Annotated in this window: 17 protein-coding genes; 12 read left to right on the top strand and 5 right to left on the bottom strand. The window is 37.0% G+C overall.

All coding sequences use genetic code 11. From position 1 onward, the window contains the following. Positions 1-8: 8 nt before the first annotated feature. The 3 genes from B3P23_RS06545 to B3P23_RS06535 form a co-directional block, all read right to left on the bottom strand. Positions 9-3,656, bottom strand: coding sequence for a SusC/RagA family TonB-linked outer membrane protein (locus B3P23_RS06545; protein ID WP_293925146.1), 3,648 nt, complete (start codon positions 3,654-3,656; stop codon positions 9-11). 126 nt (positions 3,657-3,782) lie between these two features. After that, positions 3,783-4,757: a FecR family protein gene (locus tag B3P23_RS06540; protein WP_293925145.1), complete on the bottom strand. Its 975-nt coding sequence runs from the start codon at positions 4,755-4,757 to the stop codon at positions 3,783-3,785. Between the two features lie 65 nt (positions 4,758-4,822). Next, positions 4,823-5,440 carry an RNA polymerase sigma factor gene (locus B3P23_RS06535; protein ID WP_293925144.1) on the bottom strand — a complete coding sequence of 206 codons (618 nt, stop codon included), beginning with the start codon at positions 5,438-5,440 and terminating at the stop codon, positions 4,823-4,825. A gap of 304 nt (positions 5,441-5,744) precedes the next feature. Between B3P23_RS06535 and B3P23_RS06530 the strand changes: the two genes are divergently transcribed. From B3P23_RS06530 to B3P23_RS06505, 6 genes are all read left to right on the top strand, one after another. Then, positions 5,745-5,951 (top strand): hypothetical protein, encoded by a 207-nt coding sequence (locus B3P23_RS06530; RefSeq protein ID WP_293925143.1) that lies wholly within the window; start codon positions 5,745-5,747, stop codon positions 5,949-5,951. A 90-nt stretch (positions 5,952-6,041) separates the two neighbouring features. Then, positions 6,042-6,623 carry a Crp/Fnr family transcriptional regulator gene (locus tag B3P23_RS06525; protein WP_293925142.1) on the top strand — a complete coding sequence of 194 codons (582 nt, stop codon included), beginning with the start codon at positions 6,042-6,044 and terminating at the stop codon, positions 6,621-6,623. A gap of 76 nt (positions 6,624-6,699) precedes the next feature. Beyond that, positions 6,700-7,386 carry a CPBP family intramembrane glutamic endopeptidase gene (locus B3P23_RS06520; RefSeq protein WP_293925141.1) on the top strand — a complete coding sequence of 229 codons (687 nt, stop codon included), beginning with the start codon at positions 6,700-6,702 and terminating at the stop codon, positions 7,384-7,386. A gap of 1,654 nt (positions 7,387-9,040) precedes the next feature. Next, on the top strand, positions 9,041-10,036 hold the full coding sequence (locus B3P23_RS06515; RefSeq protein ID WP_293925140.1) for an SDR family NAD(P)-dependent oxidoreductase: 996 nt from the start codon (positions 9,041-9,043) through the stop codon (positions 10,034-10,036). Positions 10,037-10,257: 221 nt separating this feature from the next. Beyond that, the gene (locus B3P23_RS06510) at positions 10,258-11,091 is read left to right on the top strand and encodes an AraC family transcriptional regulator (protein ID WP_248753414.1); all 834 of its coding nucleotides are present in this window, start codon (positions 10,258-10,260) and stop codon (positions 11,089-11,091) included. Positions 11,092-11,546: 455 nt separating this feature from the next. Continuing rightward, positions 11,547-12,275: an SDR family oxidoreductase gene (locus tag B3P23_RS06505; RefSeq protein ID WP_293925139.1), complete on the top strand. Its 729-nt coding sequence runs from the start codon at positions 11,547-11,549 to the stop codon at positions 12,273-12,275. A gap of 43 nt (positions 12,276-12,318) precedes the next feature. Here the strand turns inward: B3P23_RS06505 and B3P23_RS06500 are convergent, their stop codons facing one another. Beyond that, a complete protein-coding gene (locus tag B3P23_RS06500) occupies positions 12,319-12,561 on the bottom strand; it encodes a hypothetical protein (RefSeq protein ID WP_248753412.1) in 243 nt (80 codons plus the stop codon). A 485-nt stretch (positions 12,562-13,046) separates the two neighbouring features. On the opposite strand from B3P23_RS06500, the gene B3P23_RS06495 reads away from it, so the two are divergent. The 6 genes from B3P23_RS06495 to B3P23_RS06470 all read left to right on the top strand — a co-directional run bounded on the left by B3P23_RS06495 (position 13,047) and on the right by B3P23_RS06470 (position 19,827). Then, positions 13,047-13,394 carry a hypothetical protein gene (locus tag B3P23_RS06495; RefSeq protein WP_248753411.1) on the top strand — a complete coding sequence of 116 codons (348 nt, stop codon included), beginning with the start codon at positions 13,047-13,049 and terminating at the stop codon, positions 13,392-13,394. A 516-nt stretch (positions 13,395-13,910) separates the two neighbouring features. Then, a complete protein-coding gene (locus tag B3P23_RS06490) occupies positions 13,911-15,581 on the top strand; it encodes a hypothetical protein (RefSeq protein WP_293925138.1) in 1,671 nt (556 codons plus the stop codon). Between the two features lie 14 nt (positions 15,582-15,595). Further along, positions 15,596-17,056 (top strand): hypothetical protein, encoded by a 1,461-nt coding sequence (locus B3P23_RS06485; RefSeq protein WP_293925137.1) that lies wholly within the window; start codon positions 15,596-15,598, stop codon positions 17,054-17,056. Further along, positions 17,047-17,310: an IPT/TIG domain-containing protein gene (locus B3P23_RS06480; protein ID WP_349681556.1), complete on the top strand. Its 264-nt coding sequence runs from the start codon at positions 17,047-17,049 to the stop codon at positions 17,308-17,310. Before B3P23_RS06485 ends, B3P23_RS06480 begins: the two co-directional genes overlap by 10 nt. Before the next feature lie 26 nt (positions 17,311-17,336). Continuing rightward, positions 17,337-19,046: an IPT/TIG domain-containing protein gene (locus B3P23_RS06475; protein ID WP_293925136.1), complete on the top strand. Its 1,710-nt coding sequence runs from the start codon at positions 17,337-17,339 to the stop codon at positions 19,044-19,046. 325 nt (positions 19,047-19,371) lie between these two features. Further along, entirely contained in the window at positions 19,372-19,827 is a 456-nt protein-coding gene (locus B3P23_RS06470) for a GNAT family N-acetyltransferase (protein ID WP_094773407.1), read from the top strand. Positions 19,828-20,015: 188 nt separating this feature from the next. On the opposite strand, the gene B3P23_RS06465 is transcribed toward B3P23_RS06470, so the two are convergent. Next, positions 20,016-20,873: a bestrophin family protein gene (locus B3P23_RS06465; RefSeq protein ID WP_248753410.1), complete on the bottom strand. Its 858-nt coding sequence runs from the start codon at positions 20,871-20,873 to the stop codon at positions 20,016-20,018. Between the last annotated feature and the right edge of the window lie 284 nt (positions 20,874-21,157).

Genomic DNA, 21,157 nt, shown 5'->3' with positions numbered 1-21,157 from the left:
GCTTTTTATTAAAAAGTGATATTAACTTTAAATCCGATCGGCATTGCCCAGGGAGTCACGTTATACCTCTCGATACCCTGCTTAAATCCAATTCCTGTATCCGACTGAAAAGCCATTTCAGGATCAACACCGACATTGGCTTTTGTCCATAAAATAAGATTACGCGTATAAACACCCACACTTCCGCCATTTATTCCCATACGGGTCAACCATTTCCCTTTCAAGTCATAGCTAAAAGACAACTCTCTCAACTTAATAAATGAAGCGTCAAATGTTGCCGCATTCATAAAATCCCAAGGGTAATTATCAGAATAAGCTATATATTTTGTACCCTCACCTCCGAGATTTTCTTTATATCCCGTGATATTTCCCTTGGCATCGTATTCCGCAATGACACCTGGGTTGAACACCCCAAAATTTCCGACCGTTCCGCCTACATTTATTGGATAACCACCATACTCATCACCAGGTCCGCCAACAATAGGATAACGATTACCCTGCACACGCACCAGATCATTTTCAATCAAATAGTTACGTAAAGATTCCCCCGTCAATCCATTCGGATTGATCAACTGATCTAAAAATCGCTGTGTAGTGAGGTTCGATTCAAAATATCGGTAAGTCTGGGACATAAATTTACCTCCAAAACGCATATCGGCGGCGATGTTCATGGTCCACTTTTTATAGCGTAGGGAAGACTGGATACCCATACTGAAATCAGGATTAAAATTACCGATCTTATTGCGGCTATTATTAATACGGACGGCCTGCCAAGAACCATTTTTATCCAAGATAGGATAACCATTGTAAGGCGATGATGGATCTTCAACAGTCACGAGTTTAGAATCATACAGATCGCCGATCTCTTCCCCAACGTAAGTACGTGCTCCACCACGTCCATCTGTCCAGAACGTGTGAAATTCAACACCTTCTGAAAGTTCCTGAATACGCGTTCGGTTACGGTGCCAATTAACACCTAGATCCCAGGTCCAGTTTTCTTTTTCAATAGGACGTCCAGACAATGCCAGCTCTATCCCCTTACTGCTCAGTAGACCGGCATTAATATTTCTCGAACTAAAACCACTGGAACTCGGTAGTGCGGTAGAGATGATTTGATTTTTATTGTCCAATGTATAGTAGGTTCCTTCAAATTTCAATCTGTTTTTCCAGAAGCCAATATCTGTACCCACCTCATAGGAGGTAGCCTGTTCGGGTTTCAGGTCAGGTATTAAGAGGTTTCCAGAACGTGTGAGGCGCAATACATCTCCCCAACTCCCCTGATTGCTCAATACATTAAATAGATTATAACTTCCAGTATCATTTCCTACACGCGCAATACCGCCCCGTAATTTGAATAAACTGACTTCTTTTGGTAACATCAAGATGCGGTCTGCCAATAAGCTCAACGAAGCGGAAGGATAAAAATAAGAACGGTTGGCAGCCGGCAGCGTACTCGACCAATCATTTCGTCCAGTAAGGTCCAGATATACCATATCCCGATAACTTAAGTTAACCAATCCATATACGCTATTTACCGCACGCTCAGATAGTATACTCGCAAAATCCAGATTCAACGGACTGATATTGGAAAGCGTATATAAACCGGGAGTGGTTAGACCAGCTCCAAGCTTGGAAGTATTTTGAACAGAAGTTGCCTTTGAATAGCGCAGATTGCCACCTAGTGAACCCGTACCTTGAAAATCGCCTATCTTTTTATTGTAGGTGGTCAGAAAATCGATATTCTGTTCCAGATTCATCAAATTGACAATACCATAAGCACCTCTTGGTTCATTGGTATAGCTGTAAGGAATCTTGGTTTCCCGATTCTCCCAGTAAATATCTGTCGCATACCTGATCATCGCACTCCAATCTTTACGGATATTACAATCTAAGCGCAGGTTTCCGAATACCCGATCACGTACGAAACCATTGTTGACGCCATACGCAAGAAAATAGGGATTATTAAAATTTCCTACAGACTGGGAGCGTTGCTGTATCCCTTCCTGTCCAGGCATCCAGTAATCTTTCAAATCCAAGATATTAATATGCGGGGCAACTTCATATGCCGCCTGTAGCGGGTTTGTACCACGATTGGTAGCTGGGCGGTTGTTAGCATTATTACGGCTTGCATCCAGAGACATACCTAATGAAAGATTATCGCGCAAACGCATCGTTGTATTGATATTCAACGTATTTCTAAACAAATCAGCATGAGGTACAATACCCCTATTGTTCATATTGGAATAAGAAAACCGATAATCAAGTCGTTCACTGCGATTAGCCAATGAAATCCCGTTGGTACTCGTTATGCCGGTCTGGACAAAATTCTTGATATTATTCGGGTAAGACTTTAATTCCGTCGGAATCGGATTTCCATCCGCATCCATTGGACTATTCCATTGAATGGCCTGATATCCTTTATCCAATGCAGGTCCTACCATGTAACTGGACTCTTCCTCTATTTTAAGGTCGCCATTGATATCTCCGGGTTTCCAGGGCATAGTGCCACTTGCAAATTTATTGTGCAAGTCGATATAGCGATAAGGAATATCGAAAACGGTATTGCTCGTCACGTTTATGGTCATTTTCTCGGCATTTTTACCGCTTTTAGTGGTGATCAAAACCACACCGTTGCCAGCTCTAGATCCGTACAGCGCAGCAGCACTGGGGCCTTTTAAGATGGAAATATTTTCGATATCCTCTGGATTGATATTGGATATCGCATTACCATAATCGACTTTGTTATCATCACCAATTTGACCGATGTTATTGAGCTTGTTCATGATCGGTACCCCATCAACGACAAATAAAGGCTGATTGTCGGTACTTAAGGATGAAGCACCCCGAATCACCATACTAACTGAAGAACCGGTTGGGCCAGTCGCACTAACAGACACCCCTGGAACCTTTCCGGCCATAGCAACCATAAAATTATCATTGTTCACCCGATTGAGATCTTCTCCCTTTATCGTACCGACGGCATAACCCAACGAACGGTCCTGCCGTTTGATTCCCAAGGCAGTAACGACCACTTCTCCAATTTCATTTTTGTTTTCTTCTAAAACAACTTCCTGAACGCCAGAAGTATTGGCATCCACCTTTACGGCGCTTATTTGTTTGGCCCCATAAGATATATGGGTAACCAAAATCGTATAAATGCCCGCAGGAACTTTCAGTTGCGCATCACCTTGAGCATTGGTCAATATGCTTTGACCGTTGGCTACTATTTTAATAGAAGCTCCTGCAATAGGCTTATCGGCATTATCGCTGACATGAAACCGCACATTAAAAGTTTGCTGTGCTTGTCCAGCCACTAAAACTACTCCACCGTTTACTTTTTTTAACTGGATATGAGTATTTCTCAAAATATAGCGCAGTACCTCTTCAAAACTAGCATTTTGAAAGGCGCGCTCTTTTATAACAACTTTCTCTAATTGCAACGCTTTTTTATCGTAACCGATGCCAAGACCAGTTTGCTCCGATAACAGCAATAAGGCCTGAGAGGCATTTCCTGCTTTTAGATGGATATTGATTCCATGTGATTTCACTTGACTACTATGGACATTTACGGATGCAGTAGTAGCTTTCAAAATGGGTACATATGAGCTGAAAGCTAATGCAGCGGCAACTGTGCTGAGCTTCGTAATTTTATACATATATTTGCATTAATGTTTATATTAACATGAACTAAGGGTGCTCACTGGTTGATTTTGCGGTTTGCCAGATGAGCACTTTACTATGGAAAAACTTCCCCGTTTCCCATTCTTTTACTTTTTATAAGTTTATTGATGTAGTATTATATCATTGCCTTCCCTCCTAAATTTAATTTGGTGAATATTACAGATCATATGAAGCAGCTGATCGACCGATTTGACGTGGGGTAAAAGCAGCGAATAGCTAAAATTGGCAGTATCTAAACCGTCACTGCGTAAGATCAAGCCATACCGATTATAAATCAGTTCCTGTAGTTTCTGAAAATTAGCTCCAGAGATTAAAATACCTCCACGTGTCCAGATATTGGCGTAATCTGGATTAGTATCATACCGTTTATAGCTTCCAAGATCTTTTTCATATTGCAAACTCTGACCTGCTAATAGCACGTGTACCGAGGCATTTAATTTGTTAGCAACGCGTACACGTCCCGTTTTAACATCTATGGTGATGTTTTTTGATTTTTCTGAGTGATTTACATTAAAAGAAGTACCGAGCACATCGATTGTCAATGCTGCCGTTTCGATTGAAAATGGATGTAAAGTATCGCGTTGCACCTCAAAAAAGGCCTCTCCTTTTTCCAGATAAATTTTTCGGTTTTTCAGATACCCCTGCTCATGATATCGAATCCGGGTATTTCCATTCAGCGTGATGATAGAATGATCTGGAAGTAGTAATTCCCGTTGTTCACCAGTATGGGTCGACAGCTCTTTTAAAGAAATTGAAGCAGCAGTATTCCCTTGAATAATTCGTGGTAAATTTTGGTAGATGAACAAACCCGAAGCACCTAATATCAACATCGAAGCTGCGACGGAAATCCAACGCAATCGTACGACACGAATCTGTTTTTTAGCAACTTGTATGGCTGGAGGAAATGCAGCAAATATCGCCTGCTTTACTTCCGATTTATGCTGCCGATCTCTAAAAATATCTTCTTGATCAGAAGACACTTCATCATACCAACTATCTACGTTCTTTTTTTCCTCCTCAGACAGCTTGCCATCGAGATAACGTTGTATGATATTTTTAAACTGTTGTACCTTCACTTGTATCCTATTGTTTTACTTATTACAGGACAAGAGGCTCAAAGTACTTTAATAAACTATTTTCTTTATGTTAAGAAATGATGAAATAGATAAGCACTCGCTAAAACTAAAAAGATATCATCATGGTCAGCAAAACGCTTTGTCAGATCCTGTTTCAGTATTTTCTTTGCCTCAGACAGATGATTTTTTACTGTCTGCTCGGCAATACTCAGTTTTTGGGCAATCTGCTGGATCGAATAATTGTCATTTCTCAAAAGATATACCTCCTGCATGGTTTTGGGCAACCTCGATACAGCAAGATCTACTATATTTTCTAAGCCTTGATACTGTGCTGTTGTATGATCGTTTAAAAAAGTAAATTTGTCCATACGGTATAACATCTTTTCCATATGGTTTTCTCGTACTTTTTCAGTCGCATAGTGATTTAGAATCTTATTCTTGATTGCCTTAAAAAAATAAGGTTTTAACGATTCGTAATCTTCCTTAAGCAGGTGGCGTTTTTCCCAGATCTGAATAAATACTTCCTGAACGATATCTTTCGAAATTGCTTCATCCTGCACATGCCGATAAGCCAGTATATATAACTCTGCCCAATAAGTATCAAAGAAAAAAGTAAATGCACGCGGATCTCCGTTCTTGAATCGAGATAAATAAAGGATTTCCTTCTTAATTTGGGTAGACATGACCCGACAAAGATAGCTTGAGGATATTACGCTAATATTAATTAATCATCAACCTTGTTATTCATTCAGATTGTATTTAAGGGTCGATAAAAAGATCGTATTATTCGTATTTATTAAGGTACTGCTAAGATACTACTGGAGACGATTACTATGGCAGCTTAATCAAAATTTACGGCTCGAAACCCTTATACCCATTAGTGAAGCGTCTAAACTTCAAGTTCATTTTTGTCCGTGTCAATACTTTTTTACATCCAAAATGTGAAATGAATTTATAGATTTGCTTATACAAAACGTTCCAACTTTTATGGTACAGATATTCAAAACAAATGTAACAAACAAAATTGAAGCAGAACTTCAATCTGTCATTCTATCCAAAGAAAATCCAGGCTATAAAATCAATTTCGATCTTGATGACTGTGACAATATCTTGAGGATCAAAAATGTACTAATTGCCAATAACAGCAGCATCTGCCTTGAAAAACTAGGTCATACTTGCGAAGCCTTAAATTAGAGGAGTATAAAAATATGATCGTCAGCAACGAAAGGAATTAAGATGATGCTATTATTCATTTAATAATACCGTATAAGCCAAAAACTATTGATGGAACAGCCAACACCTCAACGAGTAAAAGAAATATTTGATCCATTTTACAAAGCGGATATCAACCTTTGGACAGCATTTGCAAAATATCTGCATGTTCGCACATTTAAAAAAAATGAATTAATTAAGGATTACCACAAACAAGAAAAATATATTAACATTTTAATCCGTGGTTCAGTTGCTCACTTTGTTTTGGCAGATGAAAAAGACGTATGCATTAACCTTTATTACGAAGAACAATTATTCAGTGACTATCTCTCATTTCTGACCCAGTCTCCAACTGTTATAAAAACACAAGCTTTAGAAGAATCACACGTATGGTCGATCAGCTACAACGATCTCCATGCATTATACACCAGATCCAGCACAGGGTTACTTATTGGTAAAGCCATTTCTGATGCCATGTTTATCAGGAAGCAATCTGAGCAAATAAATCTACTTACACGATCTCCTACAGAAAGGTATTTGAAGTTAATACAAGATCGTCCAGAAGTTTTTCAGAGAACGCCTCTAAAAATCATCTGTTCCTATCTAGGCATTGCTGCAGAAAGTTTAAGTAGAATTCGAAAAAAGAACATATAATGTACTTTCTTAACTTTCGTCAAGTTTTTAACGAAATCATCTTTCTATTTTTGGGTACTAAACAAAGCCTTTAAACATGAAAAATAAAGTTAATTATCTTGCTATTCTGACGTTTTTTATCATCGCAATTGCCCTTCGCTATCTGACCAATAAAACTGATTTATTAAGCAATGTACCAAGCGGTTTCATTAAAATTATCCTGCAAGGTATATCGCCAACTATTGCTGCAATAACGGTATTTGCCGTATTTAAAATAAAACCGATTCTGACATTAAAGGGAAACTATGGCCACATACTTACCCCATTTCTTTTATACTGGACATTACCTATTGTACTGATTCTAGGTGTCGAGTATGGTATTAAAGGAACAATATCATTTGAAGCCATTACCGCAATTTTAATCTATGGTCTCTTAGAAGAGATCGGATGGAGAGGTTTTTTGCAGCAACAGCTTAAGCCATTACCGGAGATTTTAAATATTTTCATAGTAGCCATATTGTGGTTCGTTTGGCACTTAAACTTTGATTTCACAAGCTCAAATCTATTATTTTTTGGGATTTTAATTCTTGGAAGTTGGGGGATCGGAAAAGTTGCCAATCAGACATATTCTCTATTGGCAGTATCTGCGTTTCACTCCCTTAATAACTTTTTTCCAGACATGAACACTATTAAAGTCTTATTAGTACTTTGCTTGATATCAATTTGGGTAATTGCGCTAATCATTAGAAAAAAACAGCAAATAAAGAAAAAGCTATTGGTGTAGAATATAACTAAGTCCTATTGTAAAATATATCAACATTAAAGTAAAATCAATTGGGAGAGCTTTGATTTATTAAAATTTAAAGCAGAGCATCCTGATTCATAATCCGAAATATCAAGGGAGATAGATACGGGGTATCTCCTTTATTGATTTTAACCTATTACAATAGAACCTTATTTCATTTTTGACTTTATTTTGCCCAACAATCAGCCCGTCACATACCTCACGAGCGTCCCGACTACAGCCATCAAAGCAGTTTGTATCAAATCTCCAAAAGAAAAGCTCGCATAGAGGGAACAAAGTGCCCAACCTAATCTTTTTCCAAAAATGCGTCAACCAAAGCCTTCAGCTTGTCCAAAGCTTGTACTCACTCCATGATTTCTCCCTTCATCTCTGAGGTCTATAGAAATAAACTATCCATTGACATAACAAACATACTACACAACAAAACAATCATCAATAGTTAAAAGAAGAATGACCGACTTGAAACCGATCGGCATCATGTTATTGACCTACATCCGACCGAACACGGCAAAAGAAAGCAAAAAAATGGATGTTAGTATAGATCGTTCCATCACAATCGGCAGTCAACACCATACTAACTCCTACCTATTGCCCAGCTCGCTTCGAGTCGGCTTCGAGTGCGCTTCGAGTCGGCTTCGACTTTTCATGCTGTTGTATCGAAGGAGCCTCGAAGCCCAGTCGAAGCGCACTAAAGAAAAGGTAGAAGTTGGTCAGAAGAAAGTCAGAAGAAGAGTAGGAAAACGGTAGAAAAAAGTAGCTTCTATCCAATAATTAGGGTTCAAATACCCAAATTATTGGGTATAAATTCACAAAATATAGGGCTACAAATCCCAAAAAATAACAAAAAATTCTATTGAACTTTGTTATAGCAGGTCGGATGAAATCGGTTAAAGTCATCTTAAGTAAAAGAATAATAAACGTCCAAGGCAAAAATTTCTTTCTATCTGTCCAATAAAAACAAGGTTATGAAACAACACAAGAAAAAATTTGCATTCTTCCTCATTAGCGGTTACGAGGACACTATACAGCGAAGCCTCCAGGTTGGGAGGCTTCGCAGCACAGCAGTTCTGCATGTGCATATTTTATGAAAGGTTATATGAATATACACATAATCAACTAATTAACAAAATAAAATAACCAAATTAAAAATTCAAAACAATTCCTAGTACAACTGTTATGATAATATCATAGAATAACACTACAGTAATTTCTGCAGAGGAGTTGATGTTAAGTCTTAACAAAAAAAGACTTAAACGGTGATAGCGGTGATCATAAACGATCGTGGGTTTCTTTGCCCGAGAGTTCGTCAATATTGACGCTGAAGTCTATAACAGCGTCTGCCCGGTGGCTATGGGTATTTTGCTTTAAATAGTCCATCAGGCTTTTATGTAGTTCATGTAATTTATTCTCATAATTGCGAGAGGGCCCACTGAAAAATCCCGAAGAGATCTGCGAAGCAAACTTCACAGAGCTGGCTCCGGATTGCAGTTATACAAAAAACACACAACTCCGCATAAGCTACTAAAAAATAACAGTGGACCTTTAAGCAAAGTGACTTCGGACGTTTGAACAAACCTAGCTTTTAATCATCCATCTATATTTGTTTCAACAATAACAAATAAAATTATAAAAAATGGAACAATACAATTATCAGGGAGCACTACAAAAACCAATAGGCTCTGGCTTCAATGCAAAATCAACAGCAACAGACGTGATTAAAGGTATAGACCTGACAGGAAAAATAGCAATCGTAACAGGTGGTAACACTGGTATTGGTCTAGAAACGACCAAGACATTGTCACTTGCAGGGGCAACCGTTATTGTACCGGCAAGAGATATCGAAAAAGCAAAACAGAATCTAAAAGGAATTGACCAAGTGGAAATAGAGCAGATGGATTTAATGGATACCTCTTCCATTTATGGATTTGCAGATAAATTTATAGCGTCAGGCAGACCGCTTCACCTATTGATCAACAATGCGGGAATTATGTGGGTACCACTTCGCTACGATAGCCGTGCTATCGAATCGCAGCTGGTTACTAATTATCTTGCCCAATTCCAGTTAACAACAAAACTGTGGCCTGCTTTGAAACAAGCAAATGGTGCTAGAGTCATTAATGTATCTTCGCACGGTCACCATTTCGGAACCTTCGATTTCAATGATCCAAATTTTCAAAACCGTGAATACGAAACATTACAGGACTATGGTCAATCAAAGACTGCAAGCAACTTATTTGCTCTAGAACTAGATAACCGAGCTAGAGCATTCAATGTACGGGCATATAGCCTGCATCCGGGTTCTATAGCTGGGACAGAACTTGGAAGGGAAGCTCCATTGGACCTGTTTATAAAAATGGGTTTTATGGATGAAAAGGGAAATATGCTTCCCGAGGTAGTGGCTTCACTCAAAACCATCCCGCAGGGGGCGGCAACTACAGTATGGTGTGCGACTACGTCGTTGCTCGATAATATAGGAGGCGTGTACTGTGAAGATGCAGATATTGCCACACTGGCATCCGACAGCGGAATATCTTCGGGAGTAAAACAATACGCTCTGGATGAGGATAATGCCAAACAACTATGGAAATGGAGTGAAGAAATCAGCGGTATCACTTTTCCTATAATTTAAAACCGAAGTAAAAGATATGAAGGCGCTAGCAGATAAGATCGTTGTCATTTAGATGGAGATAATCAATATAATCGTGAGGCGGTAGAAAATTTTAAAAGAACGGTAGAACACCATCTGTCTATTACTATCAACAAAAATTTATACCGCCTTTTACGAAAAAAATTAATTATATTTTTTATTTTTAAGGTAATCTTTTCCCTTAGGAAAATCAATAAGAAACGATGATGGAATACGAAGCAAAATACATAACGGATGATCTCAAGCTTTCTTGTTACGAGGATAAGTTTTTTAAATCGGACATTTTATTTGAGCACCACATGTTGATCTGGTTCATTTCAGGTGAGACAAAAATAGTCCAAGCGGATGCCAATTATGTGTTTAAAGGTGGCGATATTTTCCTTATTCCTAGAAACCAGTTAGCCACCATCATCAATTATCCAATAGACGGGAAACCACATAAGACAGTCGTGATGCATCTGACCACTGCAAGATTAAGGGATTTTTATGCCCATCTGGATGTAGTTTCCAAAACATTAGAGTCGCCTAAAATTTATCATTTTAGCAATGATCCTTTATTGGAAAGTTGTTTGTCTTCCCTGATTCCGTATTTTGATATCAAAGAACTACCAGAACATATTGCAACATTAAAAATAACAGAAGCCATTAGTATTCTAAGGGTAATTGATAAAAGCATAGACCATATACTGGCTAATTTTGAAGAACCTGGAAAAATTGATCTGACCGGATATATGGAGAAAAACTTTATGTTTAACCTTCCTCTTGCAAAATTCGGTTACCTGACCGGAAGAAGCCTGACGACATTTAAAAGAGACTTCAGCAAAGCGTTCCATACAACGCCACAACGCTGGCTCACTCAAAAAAGGCTAGAACTGGCGCATTACCAATTTACGGAAAAACAGAAACGTCCCATTGATGTCTGTTATGAAACAGGCTTTGAGAACCTGTCGCACTTTTCATACGCCTTTAAAAAACACTATGGCTATGCGCCAACTGAATTACTGAACAAACTTAGGACAGATAACGTTGGACAATAATATTTCATACTACGGCTTTTAAAAACTTACCGATACATGGACAGAATATCCTAAAGACATAAAATTTAAATACAGTTGGAGAAAATACCAACAACGTGTGCTTGACGAATTAGACAATCATTTAACTGATGGACATTTACACGTTATCGCTCCCCCAGGTTCAGGTAAGTTTGATAAATGTTCTATTAAGAATTATACTGGATTTGCTGGTGATCTATTATAATCTGAGCCATAAATTTTATTTAAGTTAATACGAATCTCCTCTAATGATACTCTACATTTCATCGGTAGATGTGCAATTGAAAAAAGAAAATTCAATTAGATCCAGTTATGCAAATTTTCAAGTGAAGCTCTTATATTTAAATTTTGTATTTAGTCAAAACCGTCCGCACTGCCAAGTACATCTGAATACAATGGTGCGACAAGACGGAGATCATCCTTAAAAGTAGAAGAATTTGAAAGCGGAAATAAAAACTTATTTAATATTTGGAATAAGTAAAGGTCTGGGAAAAGCAATTGCTAAATGCTTACCCAATGAAAATGATGAAGTATTGGGAATTTCAAGAAGTAAACCAGACTATTTACACGAAAAAATGAATATCAAGTGGATTAGCACGGACCTGTCAAACCCCAAAAAATCGTCAGAGATTATAAAAGCGAATGTAGGGGATAAAAAAGTAGATTACTTCATTTATAATGTTGGAATATGGGAAAGTAAAGCTTTTACAGAAAGCTATAGTTTTGAAGAAAATTCTGAATCAGAAATATCTACTTTGATAAATACAAATATCACATCCTGTATTTTGAATATTAAATCAGTAATTGAAAATTTAAAACAATCTGACAACGACAAAATAATTCTAATTGGCTCAACTTGGGGACTAGATAACAATAATGGAAAAGAAGTAACTTTTGCCGCGACTAAGTTCGCATTAAGAGGTATAGTACATTCATTGAGAGAGAATCTTCGTGAGTATAAAATTGGGGTTTCCATATTAAACTTAGGTTATTTAGCAACCGAATTTGACAATGGTGAAAGTATAGAAACTGTAATAGAAAAAACTGATGGAAACCTAATTCCTTTACAAGATGTGATTAATGCATTGAAATTTATCATATCAACTTCTAATGCTAGTTGTGTAAAGGAAATCAATATGCCGGCTATGAATGATTTTAATTTATAACAAATGCACGCCTAAGAAAGGTTCAAAGAAGGTGAATTAATTACTAATCCACCAATCTCTTGTTGAGTAACTCCAACTCTCCTGCTATCATATCTGGCCAACGAGCAAAACCTTGTCTAATCACCTGCTCGCCTTCGCTAATGGTAAATAGCTTGGAAATACTAAAAGCGGACTCACGGATGCCAGCAACCTGTTGAAAGGATAACTGAGCTTTTCCTTTAGTATTTACTTTTACAGCTGTAGGATGTTTAGTGATATATTCTTGTTGTATTTGCTTTAAATTCATCTGTTTAGCTTTTAAAATTAATAGATTAATTATAGAACTTCCCCTGTTTTAATCCAATATTGAACAGGATGAACACGTAAGAATATTGAGCAACCGATTATCTTATATAGTGTCCATCCTTATTCAATATTCAAAGATAGATAATAAAACTAACTATATTAGCATATAATTACTATTATTTTTAGCTTGTTTTATTTGGAGATGTTTGCGGATTATTAATTATTCCTTATTATATTTACAGACCATATAGAAGCCTATCATATGATTTTAGATAAATGTATTTGTCAAATAAAAAAAGAACTTATTTCCTTTTTTTATATTCATTATTTAACTATCGCTATTACCAATGACAAATCATTGAAAATGCGTAGGATCCAATCGAAAGGAAACAACAAAAAATGTAATGGTGTTTTTTCAATCAACCTGCTAACTATTAATTATAATATAATAACCTCCACACTAGATGGTAATTGATGTTTAAAATTATGATAGATCAAGATACTCAAAACTATGTAATTACCCATTATCTTCATCTGATGTCTCCACATGAGAAATTAGCTTATAAGCATATACATTCATTATTGAAACTTGAAGGAAATAAGGATTTGGATAAAATGAAGAAGATCTACCTTAAAACTGGTTGGCTTACTAAAGATCGTATAGCTTTATCACTCATCCGTGATGGATCGGAAAAATTTTATAAAAATACTGCCGAACGTATCTTGGCTCACCATCATTCACAAATTACTTTTAACAATTGCCCAAAATGTGGCAAGTTGGCAAGAACTCCGCTAGCAAGACAGTGTAAACACTGCTACTTTGATTGGCATTAGATCATTTTGCATCAACAAAATTGGATTTATAATATCATCTTCCTAGTTTTTTCATACAAAAGTAGGAAGATGATGATCCATTTCACGAAGTTAGTTGAATAGGTAATAAATTTACGAATTTCGATACCGTATTGCTCCTGAATTATCTCTAACTGGTTTCTTGTACTATCTTCAGATCCGGCTATAAGCGACATATAGTCTTCCTGTAAAATAACGCATATTATATATGCTTTCTATACTTTCGTAAGAAGCAATATGTTTGATGTCGATAATTTGCTGATAAGTGGTATTTACAGTCCTTTTTAATGTTCAATGTATTAACTCTCTAATTAAAATCGAAGGCAAACAATTGAACTGACACTTACTGAAATTCGTTCATTACTGCAATTCTCTACAATTGATTTCTTTTTTTTAACGGAAAATATAATTTTAAATTAAAAATTCACTTAGACAGGAATTTTTATATCTTTGCCCCAAAGTAGCCATTTTATTATATTTATGAAGGGACAGCATTTTATGCGTTGTATAGTTTTACTATTCTTGACGCAAATTTCCTGCAATAAGGTTGAGACAATACCTTTTGAGGATACTAGACCAATCCAGTTGGAGACACATGGATTTGAGATTATTCCAGACAAAAAAATAAGCTTACTATCGAACGTCCTTTATCTCAATGCAGATAAAATTATCGAACATGGTTTCGAATTTATCAGTATCAACGATGGTAAAGAAGTGATCAAGAACTTTCAGATTAAAACTCCTGCTGCAATTGGACGCATGATTTTGACTCTCGATGAAAGTGTGTTGAATGATCTAGGTTATGTCCAAAAATTTCGTTATTACATAAAAACGACCAAAAATGATATTTATGGTCAATACTTACAGTATTATGTTAACCACTCACAAGACTTTATGGTTCATCCTAACCAATCTCTAAGGGGTTATAGTGGAGATGAGCTTACTCTAAAGGGTAATTTTAAAGATGTATACGCACGCTACGATCTCTATATTGGAAAATCAAACGATAAAATACCATTTACCGTTAGCAATAATAATATCGATCTAAGCTTCAAACTACCACCTAATGGCCAAACAGAATCTGCGTATGTATATTTAGTCTCGAAAACAAATTCTGAAGATGCTGATCATCGATATTATCTTACGGAAGTCACATACCTTGCACGCCTCAATCCTCCAGAAAGTTATATCATGGATATTTACTCTCATCTTACGTTAAGTGCAAAAGAAGGTCTCGCATACAGGACTTCAATCCTCATCGGCGACCAACTTATTCCTTACCAGCAATTTTTGAGATTATACGACTATCTTAAACCTGAAAATGGTGATAGCTATCGTATAGGTTACTTTAATGGTCGAGATACCATAATTTTTCCACAAAAGCTGCAATTAGCTCGACCCGATACCAAAGAAATCTATTTTCAGACAACGCGTGTGCACCCCTTTGGAAGTACCAAAGTGATGGGATTACGTTCCTACCAACTCTTCGGCCCCACTTCTTTTACACTTGGAACCTATCCTGTCCAAATGGGCCTAGATACACAGGTGGGTAGTTATACACTATCAGCTGGAGATCTGCCCGAAGGAGAATATCCGTTAACGATCAAGAACATGAATTATGAGTTGATTACGGAAAAGAAACTTAAAGTCGAAAAATTGAAGGTGAACAAGCTTATCCAAAATAGCCATGAAATGGGCAGCCAGGTCACCATATCGGGAAACTTTATAAAAGGTCAGTATTACAGTGTCCACCTTGCAGATAACGGAATTTATGGAATAGTGGCCGAGGAGGGTCTGATTCGATTTGCGATACCCGTGCTCAAAAGCGGTGAACATGAGGTAACAGTAGGATACTGGAATGAAATACAAAGCAACAGTATACCAGTTCATACAAACCTCAGTGTTCAGGTGAATCCATTTACCTATACAGGTTTTGCACCACTGAAAGGAAGTGGCGGTACAGCAATCCGGTTGAAAGGTAAATCCATTGCATTTGCAACGATATACTTGGGAGGTAATCAGATCTACGCTTCACAAATCGCTAACACTTATGATGAAGTGCTGGTTACCTTACCGAACTACCTAACACCTGGTCAATACAAAATCAGTGCTAGACTTGCAGATCGCTGGTTGCAAGTTCCAGAAGTATTTGAAGTAACGGCACTCTAAAAAAGAACATGAAAATGCTATATATAACACAAAGATACAGCCTATGGGGAGCTTTTATTCTCATGACTACCCTACACCCCATCCTATCGAGCTGTACAAAAGAATACAAAACCACCTATGTCGATATCAGCCCCATCATGATTGCTAACTCTCCTATGGGCGAAATCAGTGCAGAACAATTTATCTTCCATGGTGTGATTCAAAAACTGAACGACGAAAACATTCAGGAGTTTGGTCTTATCATTCGTGGACTGGATGCACCAGATGAAGAAATCACCATCGATATGGGTATGGTGCCGAAGATAGGCCCTTTTCAATACAGCTACAAACCGAAAAATAAACCTGAATTGGGAAAACAGTTCAGTTATTATTTCTACATTAAAACAGACAGGTCCTACGCCAAATCTGTTGTGTATTATCAAACGATTGACGGTATCAAGATCAACGCTATGGGCACGCTCCTTCAAGCTGCGGGTGACACCGTGCGTATCCAAGGTGATTTTTCAAAAGTTGATGAAAGATACAGTGTGGATATTAAGGAACTGAAAGCCTACCAGATACCAATCGTGCTGAACAAAGAAAAGACAGAGCTATCTTTTGTTATGCCTGCCACATTGGGGACACATAACGCAAATGTTAGTGCTATATTAAACCGATACGAGTCTACAACATTTTACAGTCATGCACTTGTCGATATCCGCACGCTTGGTCATCTTAAAGCTCCAAGTATGCGTACCTATTACCTCAATGAAAGCATTAATCTTGAAGGAGTAAATTCTTACCAAATAAATAATTATAACAATAGCCTACGCGTTATCATTGGAGACCAAACAATTCCATATCAACGAGAAATAAGTTTAAGCAACTTAAAAAATTTAAAGGGAAACACTTTACGTATCGGCTATTTAAACGGTCGGGACTCGGTGATGTTTCCTGGGGTGATCACGATCGCTCGAGCTACAGGAGATCTATTTCATCTAACGGCAAAAGAAGCACATCCAAACACGGTGGTCAGGTTGCAATTTGATGATTTCAATAAATTTTATTATAATCAAGAAGTTCCGACGCTTTCCTTAACAAATAGTAGTAAGCACTATATGCTGAAACGAAGTGTGCATGATTACGAAGAATATTACCTCGATAATATTCCTGAAGCTAACTACACACTCCAACTAAACCATGCCATCGGGAATATAGCTTCTAATAAGATGATACAGGTCAAGCCCTTCCAATGGTCTGCGAAAAAAAATAGTGAACACTATATTGGCGATATGATTTCAATCAGCGGTAATTTTATAGCAGGCTATCCATATACAATAAAGTTAGAAAATTCTGATTATGAAAATGAGTTTCGTGCAGAAAAGGATAAGCTGACCTTTCAAATACCCAACATAGCAATGGGCCAAACCAGCTGGAAAATTGGATATAAACAGTATAATGGTCAACTGTATTTTCCAAGCGACCCATTAAAATAACGGTCTTAGCACCTACATTTGATTCTTTTTCACCTGAAAAAGGAACTGCAGGTGAGATTATTACAATGAAAGGAAAAGCTATCAAATACGCCGATCAAATCTTTATTGGAGATATTCCAATTATTCCGATTAGTTATAGTGACGATGAGATCATGTTTCAGATCCCTCTTAGTATTTCCAAAGGAAAAGTGAGGTTATCCATTGTAAACAATGGTAGACTCATATCATCAACAAATTATTTTGAAATCCATTAATTGCTCAGCACAACTCTATAAATAAAATGAAACAAATCCTATATATGCTATTTATGACAGCGCTGACTTGCGTTGCCTGTAAAAAGACCGAAGAAAAATTAGTACCCATAATCGAGTCCAAACCCATCGCATTTGAATTTTCTAAAATAGAGGAAATATCCCAATCTGGTGCAACGGTATCCACTCGTCTAGTATCCCTTAATCAAGAAAATATTCTTGAATATGGCGTGCTGATCTCTAGAGTTGAAAGTGGTAATAGTGGTAAGGAGGAGCAAATTGCCTTGGGCAAAGATGTCAAAATAGGTACCCTGAGCTATTCTTTTACTCCTAAAGGTGGATTAAAAAGTGCAGATCGCTATGCTGTAGGTTTCTATATACAGACTGATAAAGGCTTTTATCGATCGACAGCAGTTATGATACGCTGGAACAATATTTCTGTTGAACCTGCTGAGATCAAATCTGTTCGGACAGGTGATAAAATAACCATCAATGGAAATTTTGAAGGCGTAAACGAATCTTATCTTATCCGAAATTCATACTACCAAACGATTATTCCCTATGAAATTAGTTCAGATAAAAAGAAACTAACATACGTGATTCCCAAAACCACCGCAACACATGGTTCGACACTCGAATTCTTTTTACAGAACATCTCAAGCGCAGGTTCTAACAACGGATATCCGGACTATGAAAGCTATGCTCTTCCTCGCGTGAAGGTCGTAGCTACGATCGATCCTTTAATCGTAAGCAATATGTATTTAAATACGCCTATTACATTAACTGGCCAAAATCTACCCGATCGATATCAAGAGACAACGGACCTATTTTTGATTGTAAATGGAATAAAAGTTAAATATCAAAATCCATTTAATCTATTTGATATCGCAGGATTAAAGGGTAATACATTTAAAATCGGTTATCATAACGGTATAAATGAGGTAATTTTCCCAACTGCAGTGCAACTAATTTTGCCCAACGGTGCAGACATGATCTTCAATAGATCTGTCGTTCATCCAAAAACTTCTGTACAAGTAAGTGGTATGAAATTCAACCAGTTCCTCTATAACAGCCGGTTTACGGTACAGTTTGGCGAGCTAGCAGCAGATCAAGGCCAGCTTAATTACGATGAATCCATACAACTACAGATTCCTGATATTAGTAATGGCTCCTACCCTATTAGCATCAATAGTCCGTACTACGATAAAATAACGAGTAACAATAAAATTGAAGTCCGTAAACTTACGCTATCTCAGGTCGATACTAAAACAGCCTACATCGGTGATCAGATAAAAGTAAGCGGTACATTCATAGACGGCATAGAATATGGTGTAAACCTCAATGACCATGCTATTTATGACAAAAAGTTAAATAATGGTACGATGACCTTTAAAATACCGGATCAAAAAGAGGGTAAAGCGCTCATAAAGGTGTATTATTACGGGACGAATGATCAAATATTTGGAGAAGGTAACCTATCATTCAACATTGAAAAAAGTACCATCAGTAGTGTAAGTCCGCTGTATGCCTATCCAGGAGACCTCATCACAGTCAAAGGGAAAGGAATTATGCATGCAGAACAGGTTTTTCTAGGTGGACAGTATGTACAAGTCGTGAATCGGACAAATGATAGTTTTCAATTTTTGGCCCCCTCCAACTTTATGCAAACTAAAGGCCGGGTTACAATTAACATTAATGAAGGGGTCATTCAATCCGAAGATTACATCGAGATCAAATAATTTTACATAAAAAGCGCTAGTTAAAAATGGCGCTTTTTATGTATGACCATAATCTATCTTAAAAACAACGATAAAATCACTAAGGTTATAGTCGTTAGCTTTGATAAAGGAAACTTCATCATATATAATGATCTTCTGGCTAAAATTAAGATTTAGTTTAAGCGGAAATTTAAAACAAGAAATATTAAATTCGGTAATAGAATCGATATCTGTTGTAATCCTACAATATAAATAGTATCCTCGTAAAATTATCGAACGAACAACATCAATAGAGCATATTAAAGGATAGCTATGCTACTCTTTGTTTATCATAAAAATCAAACAAATGAACGTAATTTCTGTTAGAGAAAATCCAGAATATAAGGAGAAAGCCATACAATACTTACAAAACAGTTGGTCTGAAGTATTACCAATTATTTATGAAGATTGCATAACAAATTGTATAGACGCAGAACAACCATTACCTCAATGGTATTTGTTAGAGAAAGAAAATGAAATAATCGGTTGTGCAGGATTGATTACAAACGATTTCATTAGCCGAATGGATTTATATCCATGGCTTTGCGCACTATTTATTGATGAAAAATATAGGGGCCACAATTATGGCAACCTAATCATTGATCGAGCAAAAACAGATACAAGAAATTTTGGTTTTACCTATTTAAATCTCTGCACGGACCATATCGGATACTATGAAAAATTAGGATTTGACTATATTGGTCAGGGATACCATCCCTGGGAAGAGGAAACTAGAATTTATCAGATAAAAGTTAAATTATAAATCAATACAATAAATGAAATAACAACTCCCATTACTTATCTTTATATAATGGGAGTTGCTCAGATTTATGATCATGTAGGATTGAAAGATATCTTTTTCACTGATTAAACTGACCTTCAACTAAACAATTGTAATTCCTAACCCTTTCTTTAATATACTGATAATAAACTGCTTTTCTACAAAAAAAACTAGAGAATAAAAAATGTCTTTGGTTTCAATGGCTCTGGAATATCTTCTTCTCCAAGCAATTGCTTAATATTGATCTCGATGTTCCGGGCTATGGCGGTTACTGGTGTGTCACTTTGTCGATTACGAAAGGGATCCTGAAGATTATATGCTGTCTTATCAGCAAGGAAAAACAAGGCTGCGATAAGAACTAATAGTGGAATCTCGAAAATCGGACTTACATCCTGTATGGCTATCGATAAAGTGATTAAAAAAAGATATATCGCTCCGTGCAGGAAAAGCCGGTATGTAACTGGGAACACAGTGGTGTTGATACGTTCGGCCCTACCCATAGCATCTACCAGACGCACTAAGGTCTGATCCAACTGAACACGGTAAAACTCGTGCATAGCTTGCTTCTCTGATAATTTCTTGATCGTGAGTGCCTGTAATTGGGTGATTGCCAATGGCACGTTTTTATGGTGTTGAAGTAAATCGATTTCATCCTGTGTCAGTTCCAATGGTCTAGCAAGAGGATTGAGACCGCGAAGAGAATCCCCTAATGCATAACACCAAGCAATCTGCTTGTATGCTATTTCCTTTATAACGCTTGCATATTCGGCATCAAGATAGCCCTGTAACTGGATGACAAGTGACCGAGAATCGTTGACAATAGCGCCCCATATCTTTCGGGCTTCCCACCATCGTTCATAGGATTGACTCATTTTGAAAGATAATAAAACCGATATCGCTGTTCCTAAAAATGCAGGAACCCCCAATGGCATATCGGGAAGCCTATCTTCCAATACATAAGTAAAGGCATTAAAAATTAAGCCAATAATGGCGACCAAAGTGATTTCCTTTTTTACTTTGTTAAACATATAACGTAAGGGAATCTTAGACGAGTTTAGTATCATATTATGATAAACAATGATTCTTGGCATCTGTTTCTCATATTTCTATTTTTTTTGAATTTGTAGAGACTTGTTTACTCGTTATCGTAAGGCAGTAGTCCTATACAGTAGCGAGCTGATGAATAAATTCTTACTTTTTGCTTATTCAAAAAATCATGGATAAAATATCGCGAAACTTTTATTTATCAATAGTATCGAATAGCGACTGCACAGTGTCTTACAAAAGGTTTTTCAAGTCCAAAAAATGTCCA

The sequence above is a fragment of the Sphingobacterium sp. UBA6320 genome (genome assembly GCF_002440335.1).
Lineage (GTDB): Bacteria > Bacteroidota > Bacteroidia > Sphingobacteriales > Sphingobacteriaceae > Sphingobacterium.
The sequence above is the reverse complement of the archived record's forward strand: the minus strand, read 5'-3'. Positions and strand labels throughout refer to the sequence as shown.